This window comes from Parabacteroides sp. KHUB-03 (assembly GCF_056640975.1).
In genome coordinates this window covers 3,053,457-3,075,341 of sequence record NZ_CM153257.1, presented here as the reverse complement: position 1 = coordinate 3,075,341, position 21,885 = coordinate 3,053,457, and the positions used below count along the sequence as shown (strand labels likewise).

General features: G+C 42.6%; 17 protein-coding genes and 4 tRNA genes. 7 read left to right on the top strand and 14 right to left on the bottom strand.

The window, feature by feature from the left end:
* Positions 1–77: 77 nt before the first annotated feature.
* The 6 genes from ACYIB7_RS13295 to ACYIB7_RS13270 all read right to left on the bottom strand — a co-directional run bounded on the left by ACYIB7_RS13295 (position 78) and on the right by ACYIB7_RS13270 (position 5,482).
* A tRNA-Phe gene (locus tag ACYIB7_RS13295) sits at positions 78–150 on the bottom strand.
* Positions 151–293: 143 nt separating this feature from the next.
* On the bottom strand, positions 294–1,322 hold the full coding sequence (gene thiL / locus ACYIB7_RS13290) for a thiamine-phosphate kinase (protein WP_099464371.1): 1,029 nt from the start codon (positions 1,320–1,322) through the stop codon (positions 294–296).
* A 9-nt stretch (positions 1,323–1,331) separates the two neighbouring features.
* A complete protein-coding gene (lpxK, locus tag ACYIB7_RS13285; RefSeq protein WP_480337391.1) occupies positions 1,332–2,438 on the bottom strand; it encodes a tetraacyldisaccharide 4'-kinase in 1,107 nt (368 codons plus the stop codon).
* A gap of 76 nt (positions 2,439–2,514) precedes the next feature.
* Entirely contained in the window at positions 2,515–3,486 is a 972-nt protein-coding gene (locus ACYIB7_RS13280; protein ID WP_480337389.1) for a DUF4922 domain-containing protein, read from the bottom strand.
* On the bottom strand, positions 3,486–4,940 hold the full coding sequence (locus ACYIB7_RS13275; RefSeq protein WP_480337387.1) for a glycosyltransferase family 2 protein: 1,455 nt from the start codon (positions 4,938–4,940) through the stop codon (positions 3,486–3,488). The genes ACYIB7_RS13280 and ACYIB7_RS13275 overlap by 1 nt, the downstream gene beginning before the upstream one ends.
* A 311-nt stretch (positions 4,941–5,251) precedes the next feature.
* Positions 5,252–5,482: a hypothetical protein gene (locus ACYIB7_RS13270; protein ID WP_480337385.1), complete on the bottom strand. Its 231-nt coding sequence runs from the start codon at positions 5,480–5,482 to the stop codon at positions 5,252–5,254.
* A 505-nt stretch (positions 5,483–5,987) separates the two neighbouring features.
* Between ACYIB7_RS13270 and ACYIB7_RS13265 the strand changes: the two genes are divergently transcribed.
* From ACYIB7_RS13265 to hutH, 5 genes are all read left to right on the top strand, one after another.
* Positions 5,988–7,991 carry a urocanate hydratase gene (locus ACYIB7_RS13265; RefSeq protein WP_480337383.1) on the top strand — a complete coding sequence of 668 codons (2,004 nt, stop codon included), beginning with the start codon at positions 5,988–5,990 and terminating at the stop codon, positions 7,989–7,991.
* Positions 7,988–8,893, top strand: a complete 906-nt coding sequence (ftcD, locus tag ACYIB7_RS13260) for a glutamate formimidoyltransferase (protein ID WP_103982679.1) — start codon at positions 7,988–7,990, stop codon at positions 8,891–8,893. Before ACYIB7_RS13265 ends, ftcD begins: the two co-directional genes overlap by 4 nt.
* Positions 8,890–10,146 carry an imidazolonepropionase gene (gene hutI, locus ACYIB7_RS13255; RefSeq protein WP_480337381.1) on the top strand — a complete coding sequence of 419 codons (1,257 nt, stop codon included), beginning with the start codon at positions 8,890–8,892 and terminating at the stop codon, positions 10,144–10,146. Before ftcD ends, hutI begins: the two co-directional genes overlap by 4 nt.
* Before the next feature lie 88 nt (positions 10,147–10,234).
* Positions 10,235–10,858, top strand: coding sequence for a cyclodeaminase/cyclohydrolase family protein (locus ACYIB7_RS13250; RefSeq protein WP_103982677.1), 624 nt, complete (start codon positions 10,235–10,237; stop codon positions 10,856–10,858).
* Between the two features lies 1 nt (position 10,859).
* Complete coding sequence (hutH, locus tag ACYIB7_RS13245; RefSeq protein WP_103982676.1) at positions 10,860–12,356, top strand: histidine ammonia-lyase; 1,497 nt, start codon at positions 10,860–10,862, stop codon at positions 12,354–12,356.
* A 212-nt stretch (positions 12,357–12,568) separates the two neighbouring features.
* Here the strand turns inward: hutH and ACYIB7_RS13240 are convergent, their stop codons facing one another.
* The 6 genes from ACYIB7_RS13240 to ACYIB7_RS13215 form a co-directional block, all read right to left on the bottom strand.
* Positions 12,569–13,678, bottom strand: a complete 1,110-nt coding sequence (locus ACYIB7_RS13240) for an Mrp/NBP35 family ATP-binding protein (protein ID WP_103982675.1) — start codon at positions 13,676–13,678, stop codon at positions 12,569–12,571.
* A 51-nt stretch (positions 13,679–13,729) separates the two neighbouring features.
* Positions 13,730–14,488: a tRNA (guanosine(46)-N7)-methyltransferase TrmB gene (gene trmB, locus ACYIB7_RS13235; RefSeq protein WP_103982674.1), complete on the bottom strand. Its 759-nt coding sequence runs from the start codon at positions 14,486–14,488 to the stop codon at positions 13,730–13,732.
* Between the two features lie 98 nt (positions 14,489–14,586).
* Positions 14,587–15,933 (bottom strand): PepSY-like domain-containing protein, encoded by a 1,347-nt coding sequence (locus ACYIB7_RS13230; protein WP_480337378.1) that lies wholly within the window; start codon positions 15,931–15,933, stop codon positions 14,587–14,589.
* Positions 15,934–16,073: 140 nt separating this feature from the next.
* Positions 16,074–16,147, bottom strand: a tRNA-Asn gene (locus ACYIB7_RS13225).
* 37 nt (positions 16,148–16,184) lie between these two features.
* Positions 16,185–16,258, bottom strand: a tRNA-Asn gene (locus ACYIB7_RS13220).
* Between the two features lie 35 nt (positions 16,259–16,293).
* Positions 16,294–16,367, bottom strand: a tRNA-Asn gene (locus ACYIB7_RS13215).
* A 108-nt stretch (positions 16,368–16,475) separates the two neighbouring features.
* On the opposite strand from ACYIB7_RS13215, the gene ACYIB7_RS13210 reads away from it, so the two are divergent.
* Positions 16,476–17,453 carry an adenosine kinase gene (locus ACYIB7_RS13210; protein WP_103982672.1) on the top strand — a complete coding sequence of 326 codons (978 nt, stop codon included), beginning with the start codon at positions 16,476–16,478 and terminating at the stop codon, positions 17,451–17,453.
* 49 nt (positions 17,454–17,502) lie between these two features.
* Positions 17,503–19,206, top strand: coding sequence for a S41 family peptidase (locus ACYIB7_RS13205; RefSeq protein WP_103982671.1), 1,704 nt, complete (start codon positions 17,503–17,505; stop codon positions 19,204–19,206).
* Positions 19,207–19,469: 263 nt separating this feature from the next.
* Here ACYIB7_RS13205 and ACYIB7_RS13200 read toward each other — a convergent pair whose 3' ends face one another.
* Together ACYIB7_RS13200 and ACYIB7_RS13195 are read right to left on the bottom strand one after the other, a co-directional pair.
* A complete protein-coding gene (locus ACYIB7_RS13200) occupies positions 19,470–20,609 on the bottom strand; it encodes a metallophosphoesterase (RefSeq protein ID WP_103982670.1) in 1,140 nt (379 codons plus the stop codon).
* Positions 20,610–20,616: 7 nt separating this feature from the next.
* A complete protein-coding gene (locus tag ACYIB7_RS13195) occupies positions 20,617–21,708 on the bottom strand; it encodes a metallophosphoesterase (RefSeq protein ID WP_103982669.1) in 1,092 nt (363 codons plus the stop codon).
* Positions 21,709–21,885: the final 177 nt, after the last annotated feature.

Below are 21,885 nucleotides of genomic sequence, written 5' to 3'. Positions count from 1 at the left end.
AGAACAGGAATAAAAAACAAAAATCCCTGAAATATTTAATTTTCAGGGATCTGTTTAATTTTGAAGTCTTTTAAAAGTGGTGCCACCAGGAATCGAACCGGGGACACAAGGATTTTCAGTCCTTTGCTCTACCAACTGAGCTATGGCACCTTGTTTTGATTACGGGTGCAAAGATACGGAGTTTTTTGATATATGCAATAGGAGGATGGTTTTTTTTGAAAAATATAGAGAGTAAATGAAAAAAACGTGATGAATATTCTTTTTGCGAAAGGAATCATCACGCTTTTACTATATTAATTTAAGGAATTCCATCCTTGTGCTTTCAGTTCTATTTCTCCGCCGTCGCGCCCGATAAGATAATTGCCTAACTCGGGTTTGGTGATGTGCCCGATTACTTTTATGCCTTTCATCTGTGAAATCTTATCATGTTCGGTTAACGGTACGGTGAATAACAGTTCGTAGTCTTCTCCTCCGTTTAGAGCTGCTGTGACGAGGTTCATGTTGAATTGTTCAGCCATGGCTGCCGTTTGGTAATCGATTGGAATGCGGTCTTCGTAGACCTGGCAGCCTACTTTGCTTTCTTTTGCTATATGCAGCAGTTCGGATGAGAGGCCATCGGAAATATCCATCATGGCAGTGGGTACAATTCCCGCCTGGGCTAGCGCCTTAATGATGTCTTTGCGGGCTTCTGGCTTTAACTGACGTTCCAAAAGATATTCTTTGCCGGCAAAATCGGGCGTGAAATCTTTCTGGCCTTTAAATACGTTTTTCTCACGTTCCAGTAATTGCAAACCCATATAAGCTGCTCCCAGGTCGCCTGAAACGCATATCAGGTCGGTTTCTTTGGCACCGTGACGGTAAACCACTTTTCCTTTTTCTCCTTCGCCAATACAGGTGATGCTGATGGCTAACCCGGTCATAGAGGCTGAGGTATCTCCACCAACAAGGTCTACCCCGTAAATGTCGCAAGCCAGTTGGATACCACTGTACAATTCTTCCAGATCTTCTACGCTGAAACGTTTCGAAATGCCGATAGAAACGGTAATTTGCTTGGGTTGCCCGTTCATGGCATATATGTCAGAGAAGTTAACAATGGCAGATTTGTAACCCAGATGTTTGAGGGGTACATAGGTAAGGTCGAAATGGATACCTTCCAACAAAAGGTCGGTAGTTACCAGTGTCTGTTTATCGCCGTATTCTAGTACGGCGGCATCGTCGCCTACTCCTTTTATTGTACTTTCGTTTTTTAACTCGATTTTGTCGGTTAGGTGGCGGATTAAACCGAACTCACCTAAAGAAGATATTTCTGTTTTCTGACTCATATATTATTGTTAACGTAATATGCTGTTTCGTTGAACGGTGATAATGTGTTTTTTTATCATCTCATTAAATACATCCTGTTTGTTTGTACAAAAGTCGATAGTTATGGGCAGGCAATACAAAACTTTTTTCCATTCTTCCGGCAGATGAGGGTTGTTTTGCAAACGGGCCGCATCTTTTTCGGTAACCAGGATAAACTTACCGGTAGATGTCATTTTGTCGAATGCTGCTTTTATCCGTTTAATATCTTTTTTTCTGAAAGAATGATGATCGGCAAACGTCAGTGCAGTTACTTTATCCGAATATTTTTCTGCCTCTTTTATAAAATGTACCGGTGAGGCAATGCCTGCCAGTAATAATATTTCGTCTTCTTTTTGTATGCTGTCTTTGGTTTTCGGCATGGCTTCCGAGGGGAATACCGGTTTGATATCTGCATAATGGATACCGGTGAAGAAAAGCCATTGATGTGCCATCAACTTCATATCTTCTTCAATGATACGAAATTCTATCGGTTTTAATCCTTCGTTGCATTTGGTTACGATAACTACATCGGCACGCCGGATGCTGGTAATAGGTTCACGTAATCGTCCTACAGGCAATAACTTATCGTAATAATACAAACGGTTGTAATCCGTTAATACGATAGATAATGAAGGAGATATGTACCGGTGCTGAAAAGCATCGTCGAGTATTATAACATTAGGCCGCCCTACTTCGGGTAAGGCCAACAGATTCTGTATTCCGCGACGACGATTTGAATCGACAGCTACAAGTATATTGGGAAATTTTGTTTTTATCTGATATGGTTCGTCTCCTATTTCGGCACTGGTGCTTTCCGGTCTGGCCAGTATGTAACCGGACGTTTTCCGTTTATATCCCCGGCTTAGCACTGCCACTTTGTACTGATTGCTGAGTAGTTGGACAAGGTATTCCGTATGCGGGGTTTTTCCCGTACCCCCAGCGGATAGATTGCCGACGCAAATGACAGGTATTGGATATTGTTCTGACGGAAGCAAGCCCCAACTGAATAATTGATTCCTTAATCTTACTCCTAAACCATACAGGAAGGCAAAAGGAGAAAGCAGGTGATTTAGCTTTATTGCATTGTCTGTCGGCATGTTTTAACTATATCGTTTGTATTTTGAGTGTATTTAGGTGCAAATATAGGTAACTTATTATTGATGACCACTTTTTTTACCTGTTATTTGTCTGTTGGGCTATGTTGAAAGCGATTGTTTCAATTTCTTTGTCGTTAAAACATACCTGGTTGAAAACATTGCAAAGCAAATCCGCATTTATCTTATCGAAATCTTTTTTTAAAGGAGTAATGAAAAGTCCGCCTATATCGGCTGCCCCCGGGCTGGACAGAAGATGCTGTTCGCCTTCTGCTTTATATTGCCACGGACGGTGCTGGCGGCGCGGTATGATGATGATAGTCCAGATACCTTTTTTGTAATGGGCGAAAAGATTCATACGCGGTTCTGTTTCATTCGGTTTGATTTCCAGATTACTATATATTTTCCCAAATAAGGATTGGGCGGCATTTAATGTCGCTGCTTTAATAATAAAGCCGTTACGCAGGTAGCCGGATAACAGGAAAAGGGTGCCATCCTTTTCTTCATGGAGTAGGCGGGTAAATTTAATGGGGTAAGCATCCAGTTCGTTGTCCATAGGCATGAAGGAACGGGTGCCTGCCTGAAAATGGGCGTGATCGGGGGCTGAAGCTCCGCATCCCGGACCATTATAAAATACGGTGAAATCATCCAGCCGACGGGCCAATTCCAGAAAATCCAAGAAACGGCATAGAATACTTTGCGGCGTGTGTTCGCGCGAAGGAATAGTGAAATGCTGCGGGAAGATGGGATAAGGATTACTTAATACCAGATAATTGGCGCCGAATGGCAAACGTTCTTGTTCGGCCGGGAGATTATCAGGGCATAAGAAGCATTTGCGCTCTTGTATGGAGGTTGCATCCGTTTTGGCAGCCGATGATACGATACGGGAAGGATTATATTGTACACGTATAGTGAATCCTCCCATGTCGAAAGACTTTATCTGAGCTTTTTCCAGTGCTTTATAGTTGGCTTCAGCCAACGGCCATGTAGCTAATTGTTTAGCCAGTAGTTCGGAGGCCTGCGATGAACTGACCCATGCGTTTGGTTTCATTATTTGCCAAGTTGTAAACGGGCTTCTAATTCCCAGGTTCTTATTTTGTCTTTGTACGTGTTGTAGCTGTTCATCTTCACAATATCGAGGGATGCGTCGGAATTGTCTTCCCAACGGCGGCAAAGGTAAAGGACATCGTAAATCCGTCCTATCTGATATTCCCTGCTTATGCGCAATCCAACGGCATAATCTTCCCCATAACTGGTATTGGGCAGGTTTAGTTTTCGGAGGAGCGGGGTGTAAAAAGCACGTGGTGCACCCAAACCGTTTATACGAAGGGCATTATTGCGTCCGTTTTCCGGTGTCCATTCTTTATGGTCTATGATGCCCGGCGGAATCATTTCCATCCCGAAGTTGGTCATCATATATGTGCCTACTACCATTGCACATTGTTGGGCGTAAAAAGCATCTACTATTTTTTGTAAGGTGTTTTCGTCACTATATACATCATCGCTGTCCAGTTGTACGGCAAACCTGCCGCACAACGGATGATGCACACCCAGATTCCAGCAACCTCCTATGCCCAGGTCGTCTCGCCCGGGCAGGATGTGGATTAACCGTTTGTCGTGCCCGAAACTTCTGATCTTTTCCGTTGTACCATCTGTGGAATGATTGTCTATAACAATGAGGTTGAATGGAAATGATGTCTGTTGTTTTAATACCGAAAGGATCGCATCTTCAATTGTGCGTACCCGGTTGCGTACCGGGATGATAACGGACGCTTCGGTTTCGAAATCGTACTTGCCGAAGTCTATCTTTTTGAAATGTGGCGGCAGATAGGCACCAATCATCTTGAGATGGTCGGTACAGGCTGCTTCCATTTCCAATTGCACGGCTCTGTTTTTCGGATCTACGTAATCAAATATCTTTTCTCCCGATTTACGGAGATCGTTTTCTGCTTCGGTATATAGATATTCGTTGATGTGTACTAACGGGTATTGTTGCGATACTTTGAGGCGCAAGTCATAGAGCCCTGCAAAATGGTAAGTATCGGCCATGCTTGAGACGGAATTTTTTAGCGCATCGCTTTTGTAGAATAACAGAGAGCCAAAATTAAAATCATCCCGTAAACTTCCCTTTTGGTAGTCGATGACAGGATGAGGTGTCCGTTTGTCTTCCTTTAATTGGTAATAGTCTGAATATACCATACCTGCTCCGGTGTCTTCAGCAATAGCAACGAAACGTTCCAGGGCGAAAAGGCTTGTTTGTAAAGTTCCGGTTTTTGTATAGATCAGCGAATAACCGGTACTGGCATAGCCGGCAATCAGACGTATTGTTTCGGTGCTCCATAATTCGGGAGTAAGTAGGTTATGGCACGGGTGAATCTCTTTTGCATGCGGATCGCTTGTCAATAAATAGATTTTATCTACTAAGGCAGACTGGCTCAATTGGGAAATAGTTTGCCGGGTAGTTTCCGGTTCGCCGTATGGAATAAAGCAGTTAATTTGTGTCATAACCTAATTTTTTCTCTTTACGCAAATATACTTCCTTTCGGAAGAAGTTTCAATCCCTTTCGAAAGAAATTCCATTTTCTTCCGGAAGGGTGTTTTTTTCATCCCGATCATTTCAGGAAATGATCGGGATGATTTATTACCTTTGTGAAAAATAGGGTGTGACAGCAAATTAGGTAAAAAAGCTCGTCTTAACCTTCCCTGAATAGTATGGTATGGTATTTAAAAAGAAGAGTTAAGACGAAACTTTTATAAATCTTCAGTTTTAGTTATTGGAAAGGGTAATGTCTTCTACGTGATACACAGCCGACCTGTCAAGCGGCAGATAAACATACATCTTGTTTTTTATATTGATGATAAAGTATTTTTTGTCTTCTATAGCTACGTCTATAATATCTTTGTATATGATCTCTAAACCATTTATTGTGCAACAGGTTGATTTGCAACGTATTTTTACCTGGGGGGAAAAAGTTGGTAAAACAAATTTGGTAGTTTTCCAGCATTGTTTTGTAACCCTCTAACGACATAGTTTGCACTGTTTTCATAATTATAGTAATTAAGCGTAAATAAAATTTAGAAAGATTGGTGATTGTCTTGGTTTTCATATGAATATCCAAATCGTCCTTAAGCAACAAAAGGGCGCAGAAACTGAACTTTATCATAGTAAAGGCCTGCAACAGCCCTGGATAAATAAAGTCAGCTCTACACCCCCTTTACTGATTATGTAAACAGGATATGTGTAATAGTTACACATATAACCATTTTGCACGCAAAGGGTTTGCAGAACCTTCTTATATATTCTATCCAAAGTAATGTGTTGCAGTTCTTACCACGAATATATAATATGTTCTACAATCTAAGGTTGTCCGTGTGGCAACCATACCGTTTGCAAAGGTATATAATAATTGCGGATGTGCAAACTTGTCGCTTTTTATATGCTTCTTAACATATAGGTCAGCCTTGTTGTTACCGAAGAAGATAGCTATCTTGATGCCGTCTTTTACAGATATAACCTTACGAACAGTAAGCGCAATTTTAAACTAAAATATTATGAAAGTTCACCTTAGTAATTGCTTGCCGGAGTATCCTTCGTTTGTATCCGGCATTCGTCGGGCACCCGACCGTGGTTATACCTTGACACCTGCACAAACAGAAACAGCATTGAAAAATGCGCTTCGATATATACCGGAGGAATTGCATGCAACGTTGGCCCCCGAGTTTATGGACGAATTGTTGACCCGCGGGCGAATCTATGGTTACCGCTACCGTCCCAAAGGCGATCTGAAAGCTAAACCCGTTGATCAGTATAAAGGCAATTGTCTGGAAGGTAAAGCCTTTCAGGTAATGATTGATAATAACCTCAGTTTTGATATTGCATTGTATCCGTATGAGTTGGTTACTTATGGCGAGACAGGGCAGGTTTGCCAGAACTGGATGCAATATTGTTTGATAAAGCAGTATCTTGAACTTCTTACAACAGAGCAAACTCTGGTTATTGAATCCGGCCATCCGCTGGGGTTATTTAAATCCCGCCCGGATGCACCGCGTGTGGTTATTACCAATGCGATGATGGTTGGCATGTTTGATAACCAAAAAGACTGGCACATTGCCATGCAGATGGGTGTTGCCAATTATGGGCAGATGACGGCCGGAGGCTGGATGTACATCGGGCCGCAAGGCATTGTGCACGGTACATTCAATACATTATTGAATGCAGGACGCCTGAAGCTGAATCTTCCGCCTGCCAAAGATTTACGGGGATATATGTTTGTCTCTTCCGGACTGGGAGGAATGAGCGGTGCACAGCCAAAAGCTGCAGTGATAGCAGGAGCAGCCTGTATTATAGCGGAAGTGGATATATCGCGCATAGAAACCCGCAAAGAGCAAGGCTGGGTAGAGCATGTTACAACAACCCCGAAGGAAGCTTTTCTATTGGCAGGAATGGCTTTGCAGTCTTATAAGCCGGTTTCGGTGGCTTATCATGGAAATATAGTTGATCTGCTGGAATATGCCGAAACTTACCGGTTGCCTATCGACCTGTTGAGTGACCAGACTTCGTGCCATGCCGTTTACGACGGAGGATATTGTCCGGCAGGTATAACGTTTGAAGAGCGTACCTATTTGTTGGCGCATGATCGTGAAAAGTTCCGTTCTTTGGTGGACCAGTCGTTACGCCGTCATTTTGAGGTGATTAAAAAGCTGGTGAGACGAGGTTCCTATTTCTTTGATTATGGAAACTCGTTTATGAAGGCTATTTATGATTCGGGTGTGAAAGAAATTTCCCGGAATGGAGTAGATGAAAAGGATGGTTTTATCTGGCCTTCATATGTAGAAGACATCATGGGACCTGAATTGTTTGATTATGGTTACGGGCCTTTCCGTTGGGTATGCCTTAGTGGTAAACACGAGGACTTAATCAAAACAGATCAGGCTGCGATGGAATGTATTGATCCTGGCCGGCGAAGCCAGGATATGGATAATTACAATTGGATTCGTGACGCGGAGAAAAATCAATTAGTGGTTGGTACACAGGCGCGTATTTTGTATCAGGATGCAGAAGGCCGCTTGAAAATAGCACTGCGTTTTAATGAAATGGTTCGCGAAGGAGAAATTGGCCCTGTCATGTTGGGGCGGGACCATCACGATGTGAGTGGTACTGATTCACCTTTCCGTGAAACATCAAATATCTATGATGGCAGTAACATAATGGCTGATATGGCTGTGCAATGTTTTGCGGGAAATGCAGCCCGGGGAATGAGCCTGGTTGCTTTGCATAATGGCGGCGGCGTAGGGATCGGTAAAGCTATTAACGGAGGCTTCGGAATGGTTCTTGATGGCAGCAGGCGAGTGGATGAGATACTTCGTTCTGCGATGATCTGGGATGTTATGGGCGGGGTAGCCCGCCGTTCGTGGGCGCGTAATAAGCATGCTGTTTCGACTTGTGCCCTTTTTAATGAAGATCATGAAGACGGCTATCACATAACAATGCCTTATATTCCACAAGATAACTTAATACGCGAAATAGTGAATACATCATTAAACCAAAAGATATGAGTAACTGGAATAAAATTATGGAATGTGTCCCCAACTTCAGTGAGGGCAGGGACATGGCAAAAATAGAAAAGATTGTAGAATCGTTTCGTGCAAAACCGGATGTGAAATTGTTGGATTATAGTAATGATGAAGATCATAACCGTCTGGTTGTAACTGTGGTTGGCGAACCCGAAGCCTTGAAGAAATCTATAATTGAAGCGATTGGTTGTGCTGTTCAACTTATCGACCTGAACAAACATGCCGGACAGCACCCTAGAATGGGGGCGGTGGATGTTGTTCCGTTTATTCCTATTAAAGGTTGCACAATGGAAGATGCCGTTGCTTTATCGAAAGAAGTGGCTCGTGAGGTGTCGTTCCGTTATAACCTGCCTGTCTTTTTATATGAAAAATCGGCTTCGGCTCCGCATCGCGAGAACCTGGCGGCTATTCGTAAAGGTGAATTTGAGGGAATGGCAGAAAAGATAAAACAGCCCGAATGGAAACCTGATTTCGGTCCTGTAGAACGTCATGCTACAGCCGGAGCAGTGGCTATCGGTGCCCGTATGCCGTTGGTTGCCTATAATGTTAATTTAGGGACAAACAAACTGGATATAGCCATCGATATAGCAAAAAAAATTCGTTTTATAGGCGGTGGTCTCCGTTATTGTAAAGCAATGGGGGTGGATCTGCGGGAACGGGGTATCGTACAGGTATCTATAAATATGACAGATTATACCCATACTGCTTTGTATCGTGCCTTTGAACTGGTACGGGTGGAAGCCCGCCGTTATGGTGTACCGGTTATCGGAAGCGAAATTATCGGATTGGTGCCTATGGAGGCATTAATTGATACGGCTTCTTATTACCTGGGATTAGAAAATTTCTCAATAGATCAGGTTCTCGAGTCAAGGATAATGGAATGAGCAGGGAAAGGGAAAAAATACTGATACGGAACGCTTCACAGGTTGTGACCTGTTCCGGTTTTGCCGCTAAAAAAGGAACCGAGATGTCCGATGTCGGTATAATAGAAGATGGTGCGGTTGTGATTGAAAATGGTATTATTACACAGGTAGGGACAACAGAAGAGGTTCTGAAACAATTGGATATTAATGATTACCTGGAGATAGATGCTCGCGGGCGGGCTGTACTTCCCGGTTTTGTGGATAGCCATACCCATTTTGTTTTTGGCGGTTATAGAGAGGAAGAGTTTAGCTGGAGAATGAAGGGAGACAGCTATATGTCGATTATGGAGCGGGGCGGCGGCATTGTAAGTACAATGCAGGCAACGCGCCGTATCCGTTATGATCATTTGTATGATATGGCTTATGACCGCCTTGATACAATGATGGATATGGGAGTGACTACGGTGGAAGGCAAAAGTGGTTACGGGCTGGATTTGTCTACGGAACTTATTCAACTCAGGTTAATGAATGAATTGGATGGAGAGCATCCGGTAGATGTGATTCCTACATTTATGGGAGCGCATGCCGTTCCACCCGAATTTAAAGGTAGAACAGACGAATATATAGATTATATAATAGAAACGGTTCTTCCCAGTATTCGGAGTGAGCATTGTGCTGTGTTTTGTGATGTGTTTTGTGAACAAGGCGTTTTCTCGATTGAACAAAGTGAACGGTTGCTGAAGGCAGCCAGAAGTTATCGCCTTAAACTCAAACTTCATGCCGATGAAATAGTTTCTTTAGGTGGTGCCGAACTGGCTGTTAAGATGAAAGCTGTAAGTGCCGATCATCTGTTGCATGTATCTGATGCCGGAATCAAACGCCTGGCCCAGTCGAACACGATTGCTACGTTGTTGCCGTTAACGGCCTTTTCTTTAGGCGAACCTTATGCTCCCGCACGTAAAATGATAGATGCAGGTTGTGCAGTGGCTCTTGCTTCCGATTTTAATCCGGGAAGTTGCTTCTCATGTTCTGTTCCATTGCTGTTTTCTTTAGCCTGTATACAGATGAAAATGTCTCCCGAAGAAGCATTGACGGCTCTGACGATTAATGGAGCTGCTGCCGTAGGCCGTGCTAATAAAATTGGTAGTATTGATGTTGGGAAAAAGGCGGATATGATATTGCTTCAGTTTCCATCGTATAAATTTCTTCCCTATCATGTAGGAATGAATATAGTGGGAACTGTTATTAAAGATGGTATGCTTTATATTGTTTAAAAGCGTGCCTTCTTTGAATCACAATTAAGATTTGACCAGAGATATGTAAGGAGAAGAATAAGATAAATAACTTAAAGATTAAAAGACTATGTTAGCAGACTTGGCAATTAAAGAATTTTTGGCAGAGACGGCCGGTAATGCTCCGGTTCCCGGAGGTGGTAGTATCTCTGCGCTGAACGGAGCTATAGCAACAGCTCTTACGGAAATGGTGGCTAACCTTACGATAGGGAAAAAGAAGTATGCCGAAGTGGAGGGGCAAATGAAAACTATTGCCGTAGAAGCAGCTATGATCCGTGAACGTTTAACTGGTTATATCGATGAAGATAGCGAAGCGTATGACCGTGTTTTTGCCGCCTTTAAACTTCCAAAGGAGACAGAAGCCGAAGTTGCGGAACGTAACCGTGTTATTCAGGACGCGACGAAGGAGGCAGCTCTTGTCCCGATGAAAGTTGCCGAAGAGGTGGGATCGGTGATGGAAACGATAATTTATGTGGCACATAAAGGAAACCGTAATGCGGTAACAGATGCTTGTGTCGCGATGATGACGGCACGCACATGTGTGTTGGGGGCCATATTGAACGTGCGTATTAATCTGTCGTCTATACAGGATGAGGCATTTGTAAAACGAATGACGCAAAAAGCCGATCATCTGGAGGCGGAAGCTATCCGGATTGAAAAGAAGTTGATGGATTGGGTTAAAACGGTATTATGATATGGGGAATGTCTATTATGTGGGTTCGGAGCCGTTGACGTTTGAAGGGATCGAGAAGATACTCACGCAAAATATGAAACTGGAACTATCAGCCGACGTAAAGGATCGCATCCAGCGTTGCCGCGATTATCTGGATCGGAAAATACAACAGGCAGACGAGCCTATTTATGGTATCACGACAGGTTTTGGTTCTTTATGTAATAGGAATATCTCATCAGATGAACTGAGTACGTTGCAGGAGAACCTGGTGAAGAGCCATGCTTGTAGCATAGGCGATGAGGTAAGTCCGGTTATAGTACGCCTGATGATGTTGCTCAAGGCGCATGCCTTGTCGTTGGGGCATAGCGGTGTGCAAGTGATCACGGTACAGCGCATTCTTGATTTCTTCAATAATGATGTTCTGCCTATTGTGTACGACCGCGGATCGCTTGGGGCAAGTGGCGACCTGGCACCGTTGGCGAATTTGTTCCTGCCTCTTATTGGTGTTGGCGATGTCTATTATAAAGGAAGGAAACGTGAAGCAATCAGCGTTTTGGATGAATTTGCCTGGAAGCCTGTCCGTCTGAAAAGCAAGGAGGGGTTGGCGTTACTTAACGGCACGCAGTTTATGAGTGCAAATGGCGTGTTCGCCTTAATGCGTGCCTTCAGTGTTTCCAGGCGCGCCGATTTGATTGCGGCTCTTTCCCTTGAAGCATTCGACGGCAGGATAGATCCTTTTATGGATTGTATTCAGCAGATGCGTCCGCACCAGGGGCAGATCGAGACGGGTACGGCTTTTCGCAAGTTGTTGGAAGGTAGTGAATTGATTAGCCGGAAGAAAGAACATGTACAAGATCCGTATTCGTTCCGTTGTATTCCGCAGGTGCATGGTGCAACAAAAGATGCAATTCGATATGTTTCCGGCGTACTGCTTACCGAAATTAATTCGGTGACGGATAATCCTACTATTTTCCCTGAGGAAGATAAGATCATTTCCGGTGGCAATTTTCACGGACAACCGCTTGCTATCTCTTATGACTTCCTTGCTATAGCATTGGCCGAACTCGGTAATATTTCCGAACGTCGTGTGGCGCAGCTAATTATGGGATTGCGCGGTTTACCCGAATTCCTTGTGGCTAATCCGGGATTGAATTCCGGGTTTATGATTCCGCAATATGCCGCCGCCAGTATGGTGAGCCAGAATAAGATGTATTGTTATGCTGCCAGTAGCGACTCTATTGTTTCCAGTAACGGACAGGAAGACCATGTGAGTATGGGCGCTAATGCAGCCACGAAACTATTCAAAGTTATGGATAACCTCGATCATATTTTGGCTATCGAACTGATGAATGCGGCACAAGGTATCGAGTTTCGTCGTCCGGCTAAAACATCGCCTGTTTTGGAGAAATACTTGAAACAGTACCGTAAGGAGGTCCCCTTTATAGACGAGGATATTATAATGTATACCGAGATACATCGTACGGTGGCGTTTATCCGCCGGAATGATTGTACGTATTGATTCATTCCAAAGAGTTTGGAGTTGTGCTTGCAGAGTGTTGAGAGTTATGCTTCCAAACTCTTTAGAGTTATGCTTGCAGAGTGTTGAGAGTTATAACTCAGGACTCTTTAGAGTTATGCTAGCAAGGTCTTTGAAGTTATAACTCCAAAGTGTTTGGAATTATATATGGGTATTTTTCCTCTTATATCGGGGAAAAGTGCCTGCAAAAGAGGTTATTTCCTTGTAACCTGTACCCGCTGCGTGGGGGCAAGGTTTTCGTTGCGGAAATTGATCTGTTCAACAATATTTTCAGCCAGCCGGCGGAAAGCGTTTCCGGTGATGCTATCCGGGTTCAATGCTACCGGTTCGCCGTTATCTCCGCCTTCGCAGATGCTTTGCACAATAGGTATTTGTCCGAGTAGTGGAACATTCAGTTGTTCGGCCAGGCGTTTGCCGCCTTCTTTGCCAAACAGGTAGTATTTATTTTCCGGCAGTTCGGCCGGCGTAAACCATGACATATTCTCTATCAATCCCAGTACAGGCACATTAATCTTCTCGCCCATGAACATACTGATACCTTTACGTGCATCGGCCAGTGCTACTTCCTGTGGAGTGGAAACAACGACTGCTCCTGTAATAGCCAGTGTTTGCACCATTGTAAGGTGAATATCACTTGTTCCGGGCGGCAGGTCGATTAAAAAATAGTCCAACTCTCCCCAGTTTGCATCTGCAATCAATTGTTTTAAAGCGTTGCTTGCCATGGCACCGCGCCAAAGTACGGCATCCTCCTTGTTTACGAAGAAACCGATTGAAAGAAGCTTGACACCGTAATTCTCTGCCGGCTGGATCAACTCGCGTCCACCTACTTCTTCCAATACCGGGCGGGCGTCTTCAACATGAAACATTTTAGGTTGTGATGGACCGAAAATATCGGCATCCAGCAATCCTACCTTATAGCCAAGTCCGGCTAATGCTACTGCTAAGTTGGCAGCTACCGTACTTTTACCAACGCCACCTTTGCCGGAAGAAACGGCAATGATATTCTTCACCTGCGGTAAAAGCTTGTCCGGTTCGGGACGTGCTACCTGGCGGGTGATAACTTTGATGTTGCCTTTGATGTCTACATCCTTATCTACATAAGTGAGGATTGCTGTCTCGGCTGCTTTTACAACGGATTTGATAAACGGGTCGCTCGGTTTTTCAAACAAAAGTGAAAAGCTCACTTTGTTGCCTTCGATGCGGATGTTGTCTTCCACCATTCCCATATCCACCAGATTCTTTCCGGTTCCGGGATAACGCACGGTGGCGAGTGCGTCCATAATCAGTTTAGGATATATTGCCATAGCTTCTATGTTGTATTTTATTCTTAACTACTTATCTGCTTTTTTTCTTCCTCATTTTCCCGATGCCAGCGCACTGCGTTTACTACGGTTGAAACTGCGGTACGGATCGTATTCGATTTCTACGTCCGGTTCAATGAGATTCGCCCGTTCTTCACAAACAAATTTGATATATTTGATGTTCAGTCCACGATCCAGCCATTGTTGTTCGTAATAAGTCTGGATGGAAAGGATTTCGTCGGCCAGACCGGAATGGTAAAGGTCGTCTGTGGAGAACAATACCGGATAGTGGTTGGCTTTTACCATTTCACAGGTATAGGTATACATAAAGTTGCTGTCCGTTTTGAGGTGAACAATCCCATCGCCTGACAGAATTTCGCGATACATTTTCATGAACCGTGTAGAAGTAAGCCGTTTGTTTACTTTCTTCATTTGCGGATCAGGGAAGGTAAGCCATATCTCTGCTACTTCTCCGGGGGCAAAGAAGTGGGCTATCAGTTCGATGCTGGTGCGTAGAAAAGCTACGTTTGTCATTCCGTCCTCCAGGGATTCCTTTGCGCCGGTCCACATACGTGCCCCTTTTATATCTACACCGATAAAGTTTTTGTTTGGGAAGAGTTTGCCCAAACCAACCGTATATTCGCCTTTGCCGCAACCCAATTCCAGTACAATCGGATTATTATTATTGAAGAACCGCTCATGCCAATGCCCTTTCAGGTCAAATCCTTTTTCCTGAAGCGTGGCAAACGGATATTGAAAGACATGCGGATAACCCGCCATGTCGTCAAACTTTGCTAATTTATTCTTTCCCATGCTGCAAAGATATTACAATCTCTCCATCTTAGCAACGAACTGGTCGAAGAAGATATCCCGGTAATTTCTTTGGATAGAAATGAAAACAGGAAGTAAAGCTATTCTATCGGTTTCCCCGTACTGTCGAAGTTTATTTTTGTTCCATCGCTTAGTTTGAATACAAATCCTTCCCATGATAGATACTGAATGCCTATATCTTTGGGATAGGTATAGCGAACGTATGTATATGCCTTGTCGTAAGGAGCAGGGCTATGTTGTCCGTCGTAGTTACCATCCGCATCATATTGGAGATAGTAATTACCGATGAGGTTTATATAATAACCGTTTTCATCACGGCGAATAGCTGTGATGTATTTCTTGATCCTGCTGTCGGTAAGAATCTTTTCGGGAACAAGTGCAAGCAGTTTTGTTGTGAATGGATAACCGTGTCCGTCTATCAGGTCCCATTGTAATGTATTGTCCAAACGGAAGTCGAAACCATTCGGGAGCCGAACGTGATAATAAGGGTCTGCTACATGTGCAGGAACGGTGAGCCTGTAGCTGCTTTCTGATTCGAAGTAGGTATCTATGAATTCTTTAACTTCCTTTTGATGCAAGTCGGTAGGAGGTATTACTTCTGTGGTATAAGTTTTGATGTCGGTGCGACTGGTTCCTATCTCGTACAGTGTTTCATTTTTTTTGTAGATAGTGACCAACTTGGTTATACTTGCCACTTCTTTTCGAATTTTTTCCGGTAAAATGTTGATAAGATCAAGTGGAAGCGAATTGTCAGTTTCATTGGAAAGGCTGGTTATGTATTTCCAGTTGCCATCCACATCAAACCATGCTTTGTAACCTTTGTCTAATGATATCCGGTATTTATAGACCGATGTTTCATTAGCTTGCTGGTCTACTGTGACATATTTGTAACCTGCACCTATGAAATACTCTTTGATAAAGGATTGAATGCCTGGGGGAAGAGAAGAATATCCTTCCTGACCTAGTTCTTCTCCAAGATAGAACTCTTCACTGAATGCCACTGTTTTTTCGTTATCTAATGTGGCAAACTGCCCATAATCGGTACGGGTAATGCTTTTTATACGGTTTGTTTGATAAACAGTATTTGTATAGTGTACCATTTCTTGAAAATGCTTACTTATTCCTTCCGGTGTTTGTTCGCCTGGAATATTGATTAGTTTCCACCCACCGTTTTCATCAAAGCAGATTGCAACATCATCGGGATAGGTTACCCGGAAACTGTAATTATTTTCTTCTTTACTTGCTTTTTCTACCAGGACAGGTTCTTGGTTGGGGAAGATATCAAGCAGGAAGTAACCAGCCTTGGAAGGCAGTTCGCTCAGTGAAATTTTGTTTGGGTTTGCTTCGTTGTCTTTTGTACATCCGCTTAAAGTTAACATGGTGAGTGCAGAAAATAAAAGGCACAATATTAAATAGATAGGTTTCATCAAATTCTATTTTAAGATTATTGGCGGTAAAAATATGAATCCTTTTTTTATACATGAAGCTATAATCGTTAATTAAGGCTAACTTAATCGTGTTGTAATAAAAAAGAGATACCCCGAATGAAGTATCTCTTTTTCTAAAGCTCTTCCTCTTGGACTTGAACCAAGGACCCTCTGATTAACAGTCAGATGCTCTAACCAACTGAGCTAAGGAAGAAAATATGTCTTTCAGTCTTTCCCGATGTCTTTTTGAGCTCTTCCTCTTGGACTTGAACCAAGGACCCTCTGATTAACAGTCAGATGCTCTAACCAACTGAGCTAAGGAAGAATATGTTTTTCAGTCTTTCCCGATGTCTTTTTGAGCTCTTCCTCTTGGACTTGAACCAAGGACCCTCTGATTAACAGTCAGATGCTCTAACCAACTGAGCTAAGGAAGAATTTTGTTGCATCTTCCGGAGTATAACTTATACCCCTTCTGAAATTGCACTGCAAAAGTAGAGGATGTTTTTGAAATATGCAATATATTTGCAGAAAAAAATGAAAAAATGAATACGATCGGTTTAGGAAATGCATTGGTAGATGTACTGTTGAAATTAGATAATGATAATGTACTCAGTGAAATAGGAATTAAGAAGGGAGCGATGGATATGATAGATCAGCAACAAATGCTTGCTATTCGTAAGGCTCAGGAACACTTGGAAAGAAGCCAGGCTCCCGGCGGTTCGGTTTGCAATACTATGCGTGCCATGGCCTTTTTGGATGCAAAGACTGGTTTTATTGGTAAAATCGGTTCAGACTCCGTAGGTAAATTTTATGAAAAGGCATTGGAAGAAGCCGGTGTAACTCCATACTTTATTAAGGTAGACGGTGTGTCCGGCAGTTGTACTGTTCTGATATCTTCTGATGGCGAACGTACTATGGGTACGTTTCTTGGCCCGGCAGCAACTATTACTCCCGACGAAATCAGTGAAGAAATACTTTCCGGATATCAATGTATATATATAGAAGGCTATTTGTTAGTGAATGAACCTTTGGTTCGCACCACTATGCAAAAGGCAAAAAAGCTAGGTTTAAAGGTCGCTTTGGACTTGTCTAATTTTAATATTGTAAATGCCTTTAAAGGTTTCCTTGAAGATATTATACCTAAATATGTGGACATCCTGTTTTCAAACGAACCGGAGGCTGAAGCTTATACAGGGCTGAAAGCATGTGATGCAGTGAAGGTACTTTCCGAAATGGTAGACGTTTCTATTGTAACTTTAGGTAAAGAAGGCGCTATTGTAGGCTGTAAAGGACAGTTTTTCACAGTTCCGGCCGAAGGAGGAAAGCCGCTTGATACAACGGGAGCCGGTGACAACTTTGCTGCCGGGTTCCTGTATGGCTGTTCTGTTGGGGCAACTTTGGAACAATCCGCACGCATAGGGTCTATGCTGGCCGGATATGTTATTGATGTGGTTGGCCCACAAATACCGATGGATAAATGGGAACAAATAAAGTTAAAAGTAAAAGCAATATTGGCATAAGACGCTGTATTATGCATACATTTACATCGTTAATTAACTAAATAATTCTATGTGTAGACTGATTCAACGAAAGAGAATTATAGGATTGCTAAGCTTGCTACTCATTGCCGGAAGTATATTTCCGGGGCAGGCACAGAATGATAATCGTTTTGAAGTAAGTAAGAATCTTGATATTTTCAATGCTCTTGTGAAAGAGATGGAGATGTTTTATGTAGATTCTGTGGATATAGATAAAACAGTTCGCCGCGGTATAGATGCGATGTTGGGTGGCTTGGATCCATACACCGAGTATATTCCCGAACAGGAAATGGAAGGATTGAAGCTTATTACTACGGGCGAATATGGTGGTATAGGGTCTTATATACGTCAGCGTGATAAAGACGGAGGCGTAATTATTGTTGAGCCGTTTGAAGGAATGCCGGCGGCATTGGCCGGACTGAAAGCGGGCGACCGTATTTTGGCAATAGATACGATAGATGTCTCTAAAGCTACGAATGATAAAGTAAGCGAATTGTTGAAGGGCGTTCCCAATACAAAAATTACATTAACCATTCAGCGTCCGGGCGAAAAGAAACCCCGCAAGATCGATATCGTGCGTAAACAGGTTGTTGTAGACCAGGTTACCTATTATGGAGTTCGCAATGATAGTGTAGGTTATATCTACTTGAAAGGTTTTACAGACAAGAGTGCTCAGGAAGTGAAGGCTGCTTTTGAAGATTTACGGAAGAACCATAACATCAAATCCCTGATAATCGATTTACGTAATAATGGCGGCGGTGTATTGGAATCTGCAGTTCAGATAGTAAGCCTGTTTGTACCGAAAGGCAGCGAAGTAATCTCTACGAAAGGCAAGATAAAACAATGGGATCGTACTTATCGTACTTCGAGCGAGCCTTTGGATACGGTAATGCCTCTGGCTGTTTTGATTAATGGCAACTCGGCTTCGGCATCAGAAATCGTTTCGGGTTCTTTGCAGGATTTGGACCGTGCCGTATTGATTGGTCAGCGCTCTTTTGGAAAAGGTCTGGTTCAGACTACCCGTGATTTGCCTTATGATGGCAAGTTAAAGGTGACTATGAGCAAATATTATATACCAAGCGGCCGTTGTATTCAGCAGTTAGACTATACGCACCGTAAAGAAGACGGTAGTGTGAACGCTATTCCTGATAGTTTGACTTCTGTGTTTTATACATCCAAAGGCCGTCCGGTCCGTGATGGCGGTGGCGTTCGTCCGGAATTTGAAATGAAAGAAAAGAAAATACCTTCATTGATGTATTATCTGGCGGCAGACTATGTTCTGTTTGATTTTATAACAGATTGGGTACAGAAACATAAGACTATTGCACCAGTAGAAGAATTTGTGGTTACGGATGAAGATTATGAAGCTCTGAAGCAATATGCAAAGGAGAAGAATTTTACATACGACCGACAGAGTGAAAAAGCATTGAAGAGTCTGAAAGAAATAGCAGAGTTTGAAGGCTATTTGGATGGCGACTCTACCACTCTTAAAGCGTTGGAAGAGCAGTTGACTCCGAATCTTGATAGGGATTTTGACCGTAACAAGGATGAAATCAAGAAGTTGATGGCAGCAGAGATTGTAAAGCGTTACTATTATCAGAGAGGCGAGTTGCTGCAAAACCTGAAAGAGGATGAAGTCCTGGATAAAGCATTGGAGGTTCTTGCCGATCATGAGTTATATACTAAAACATTGAGTGCTCCGGAGAAGGAGAAAGAAACACCTGCGGAGAAATAAAAGCTGTTCCGTCGGATAACGATATACCGGAGAGGGCTGAATGACAATCAAAGTTATTCAGCCCTCTCTCTTTATGTTTTTCAAAAGTCATAACTATGAGTTTCAGGAATCATAACTATGAGTTCACGAATCAGTAGTTAAAGTAGTTATCAGTCACCTTACGCTGACTTAGCAGTCAGGCAGAAATAGCCTGTTGTTCTTAACTTCAAACCAATACTTGCCTTTATACGACATCGGTTCAAGGGTTATACCCGGATAATAAATTACTTGCTTGATGTTTTAAACTTTACATGTATAACCACCAGTTCCGATTGTGTGCCAACCCGGTAAGGAGGACCGGCTATTCCTATGCCCGAAGATACGTAAAATTGAGTCGGTCCTTTCCGGTAGTAACCGTAAGCACATTCATATACGAATTTCAATACGAGAGGATAAGGCCATAGTTGGCCGTTGTGTGTATGCCCATGTAGTCCCAGGTCGGCTCCATTCATTTCCATTTCTGCAAACGACCAGGGTTGATGGTCTAAGACAATGACAGGTTTATTTTTATCCACTCCTTTTATAAGTGCCTGCAGAGGTTTGCGTTTCTTGTTTATATTGTCATCACGGCCAATCAGATAGAACGAAGAATCGGGCATGGCTATAGAATCGATAAGCAATGTAGCTCCTGTTTTTTTCAGCCAGCGGTATTTGGCATTACGGTTGGCTCGATATTCGTGGTTACCATAAACAATGTAGACTCCTAGTGGAGCTTTTAACTGTTGTAGATCTTCTTCTATATGCGCTTTTTCGGCAAAACGGGATTCGTAGTCTATAACGTCACCCACAATGACGACCATGTCCGGATGTTGGGCATTGCTGAGTGCTACATATTTTTGTACAAGTTTTTTGCCTATTACTTCACCGATATGCAGGTCGCTCATCATAACGATAGTAAGACTGTCCCGGTTATTTCCTGCTTTTTTGTCTAATGTTACATAGACGTTCTTTACAACCGGATTTTGTACTTTATGGTAAGCATGGAACATAAGAGCAGCAACGCCTATAAGTATGATAAAGAAAAGAGAAAGCTTGGTCTGTTTCCAGTATGTTGTAACTATTTTAGGAAACCAATGCCGCCAATGGTTAGAGAGTCGCAAGACTTCCAATGTTAATAAAGATAAGGTGATATAGATCATCGAGATGTACCATGTATTACAATAATATTGAATGGCAATCATCAGATCGTCCGGTAGTTCATTCCGGAAGAAAAAACCGAAAAGGTAAACGGCCAGCTCTATTATGAAGAAGAGGGTATATGGTATCCGCCAACTTTTCCTGGCTGGTATGGCCTGATATCCCCGCCAAAAGATATATGGATTTAGTAATAGCTGTGCTACTATAGACTGGATGAATACTTTCATGTCGTTCTTATTTGAATGTAATATTGAATACTACAAGCTCGCTGTCTGTTCCGATTCTGAAAGGCGGTCCCCAAAGCGATAAACCGGAGGAAACATAAAAATGAGTATTCTTTATCTGTTTGTAACCGTAACTTAATTCAAACAAATGGTCGGTAACAAGGTTCATAGGCCATATTTGCCCCCGGTGTGTATGGCCACTGAATTGCAAATCGACATTAGTGGAAGCTGTTTTGTCCAATTCGTAAGGCTGGTGGTCCAGCAAAAGAACCGGTTTTGTAGGATTGGTTGTGTGAATCAGTTCTTCAATCGGTTTTCTGTTTTTGTTATGCCGGTCGTCTCTTCCTGCAATTTGGATGCCATTGGGTAGTGTGACAATACTATCCTGCAGAAATACGATAGGAGTTGTCTGAACAAATGCTTTACTTTCTGTTATACCGCTTATATATTCATGGTTGCCCGGAACCATATAAATGCCGTAAGGCGCATTTAGCCGGGACAGTTCTTCATGCATTTGTTCGGAATACAGAGGAACTACACTATTATCTATCAAGTCGCCTCCAATTAAAATAAGGTCGGGTTTCTGGTCGTTTATTAACTTTACATATTTTTGAAGCATATCTTTGTCAGTTGCATATCCCAGGTGAATATCGCTGACGGTAACCACTTTTAATTGCTTTTCCTCACTGTTTACCGGTTTGTTGATAATTATGTTGATAACTTTTATATCCGGATGTTGATAATTATAATATCCATATCCCAATAGGCTGAGTGTTAATCCGATTGCTAAATAAAATGCTCCCCGTACCCGGATGTGGAAAAGCCGTAGCAAATCGCAGATTCCTAACAGTATTACCATATATAAGGTAAACACTAACCAGCCGTTTCCTATTTCCTGCATTGTGTGGGCAAGGAAATCCGGCATAGCTACGTTTCGTAACAGGAAGCTGGAGAAAAAGGATAATGCACATCCCCAAAAGATGATGGATAGTAATACTTTAACTCCGGTTGATTGGGCTTTTAACGTATTTTTCCCCCAAGTGAATATATATAGATTACCTAATAGGTATAATGCTATAATAATGATAAAGAAAGTAGGCATCTCGTCTATTTTTCGGCAAAAGTAAGAATTATTACCAGATAGTCTGATATATTATTTACAAAGATGCATTTTGACCTGCCGTATAGGATAACCTACCGGATTGTTCATCATTGGAATTTGATTATCCGATAATTTTAGTAGTTTCGACATTCGTTTCATAAGCCGTATGTGTTGATA

Bases quoted from the DNA above. Each gene is read 5' to 3' on its own strand.
- thiL (WP_099464371.1), bottom strand. From the start codon at position 1,322: ATGAGTCAGAAAACAGAAATATCTTCTTTAGGTGAGTTCGGTTTAATC.
- lpxK (WP_480337391.1), bottom strand. From the start codon at position 2,438: ATGCCGACAGACAATGCAATAAAGCTAAATCACCTGCTTTCTCCTTTT.
- ACYIB7_RS13280 (WP_480337389.1), bottom strand. From the start codon at position 3,486: ATGAAACCAAACGCATGGGTCAGTTCATCGCAGGCCTCCGAACTACTG.
- ACYIB7_RS13275 (WP_480337387.1), bottom strand. From the start codon at position 4,940: ATGACACAAATTAACTGCTTTATTCCATACGGCGAACCGGAAACTACC.
- ACYIB7_RS13270 (WP_480337385.1), bottom strand. From the start codon at position 5,482: ATGAAAACAGTGCAAACTATGTCGTTAGAGGGTTACAAAACAATGCTG.
- ACYIB7_RS13265 (WP_480337383.1), top strand. From the start codon at position 5,988: ATGAAAGTTCACCTTAGTAATTGCTTGCCGGAGTATCCTTCGTTTGTA.
- ftcD (WP_103982679.1), top strand. From the start codon at position 7,988: ATGAGTAACTGGAATAAAATTATGGAATGTGTCCCCAACTTCAGTGAG.
- hutI (WP_480337381.1), top strand. From the start codon at position 8,890: ATGAGCAGGGAAAGGGAAAAAATACTGATACGGAACGCTTCACAGGTT.
- ACYIB7_RS13250 (WP_103982677.1), top strand. From the start codon at position 10,235: ATGTTAGCAGACTTGGCAATTAAAGAATTTTTGGCAGAGACGGCCGGT.
- hutH (WP_103982676.1), top strand. From the start codon at position 10,860: ATGGGGAATGTCTATTATGTGGGTTCGGAGCCGTTGACGTTTGAAGGG.
- ACYIB7_RS13240 (WP_103982675.1), bottom strand. From the start codon at position 13,678: ATGGCAATATATCCTAAACTGATTATGGACGCACTCGCCACCGTGCGT.
- trmB (WP_103982674.1), bottom strand. From the start codon at position 14,488: ATGGGAAAGAATAAATTAGCAAAGTTTGACGACATGGCGGGTTATCCG.
- ACYIB7_RS13230 (WP_480337378.1), bottom strand. From the start codon at position 15,933: ATGAAACCTATCTATTTAATATTGTGCCTTTTATTTTCTGCACTCACC.
- ACYIB7_RS13210 (WP_103982672.1), top strand. From the start codon at position 16,476: ATGAATACGATCGGTTTAGGAAATGCATTGGTAGATGTACTGTTGAAA.
- ACYIB7_RS13205 (WP_103982671.1), top strand. From the start codon at position 17,503: ATGTGTAGACTGATTCAACGAAAGAGAATTATAGGATTGCTAAGCTTG.
- ACYIB7_RS13200 (WP_103982670.1), bottom strand. From the start codon at position 20,609: ATGAAAGTATTCATCCAGTCTATAGTAGCACAGCTATTACTAAATCCA.
- ACYIB7_RS13195 (WP_103982669.1), bottom strand. From the start codon at position 21,708: ATGCCTACTTTCTTTATCATTATTATAGCATTATACCTATTAGGTAAT.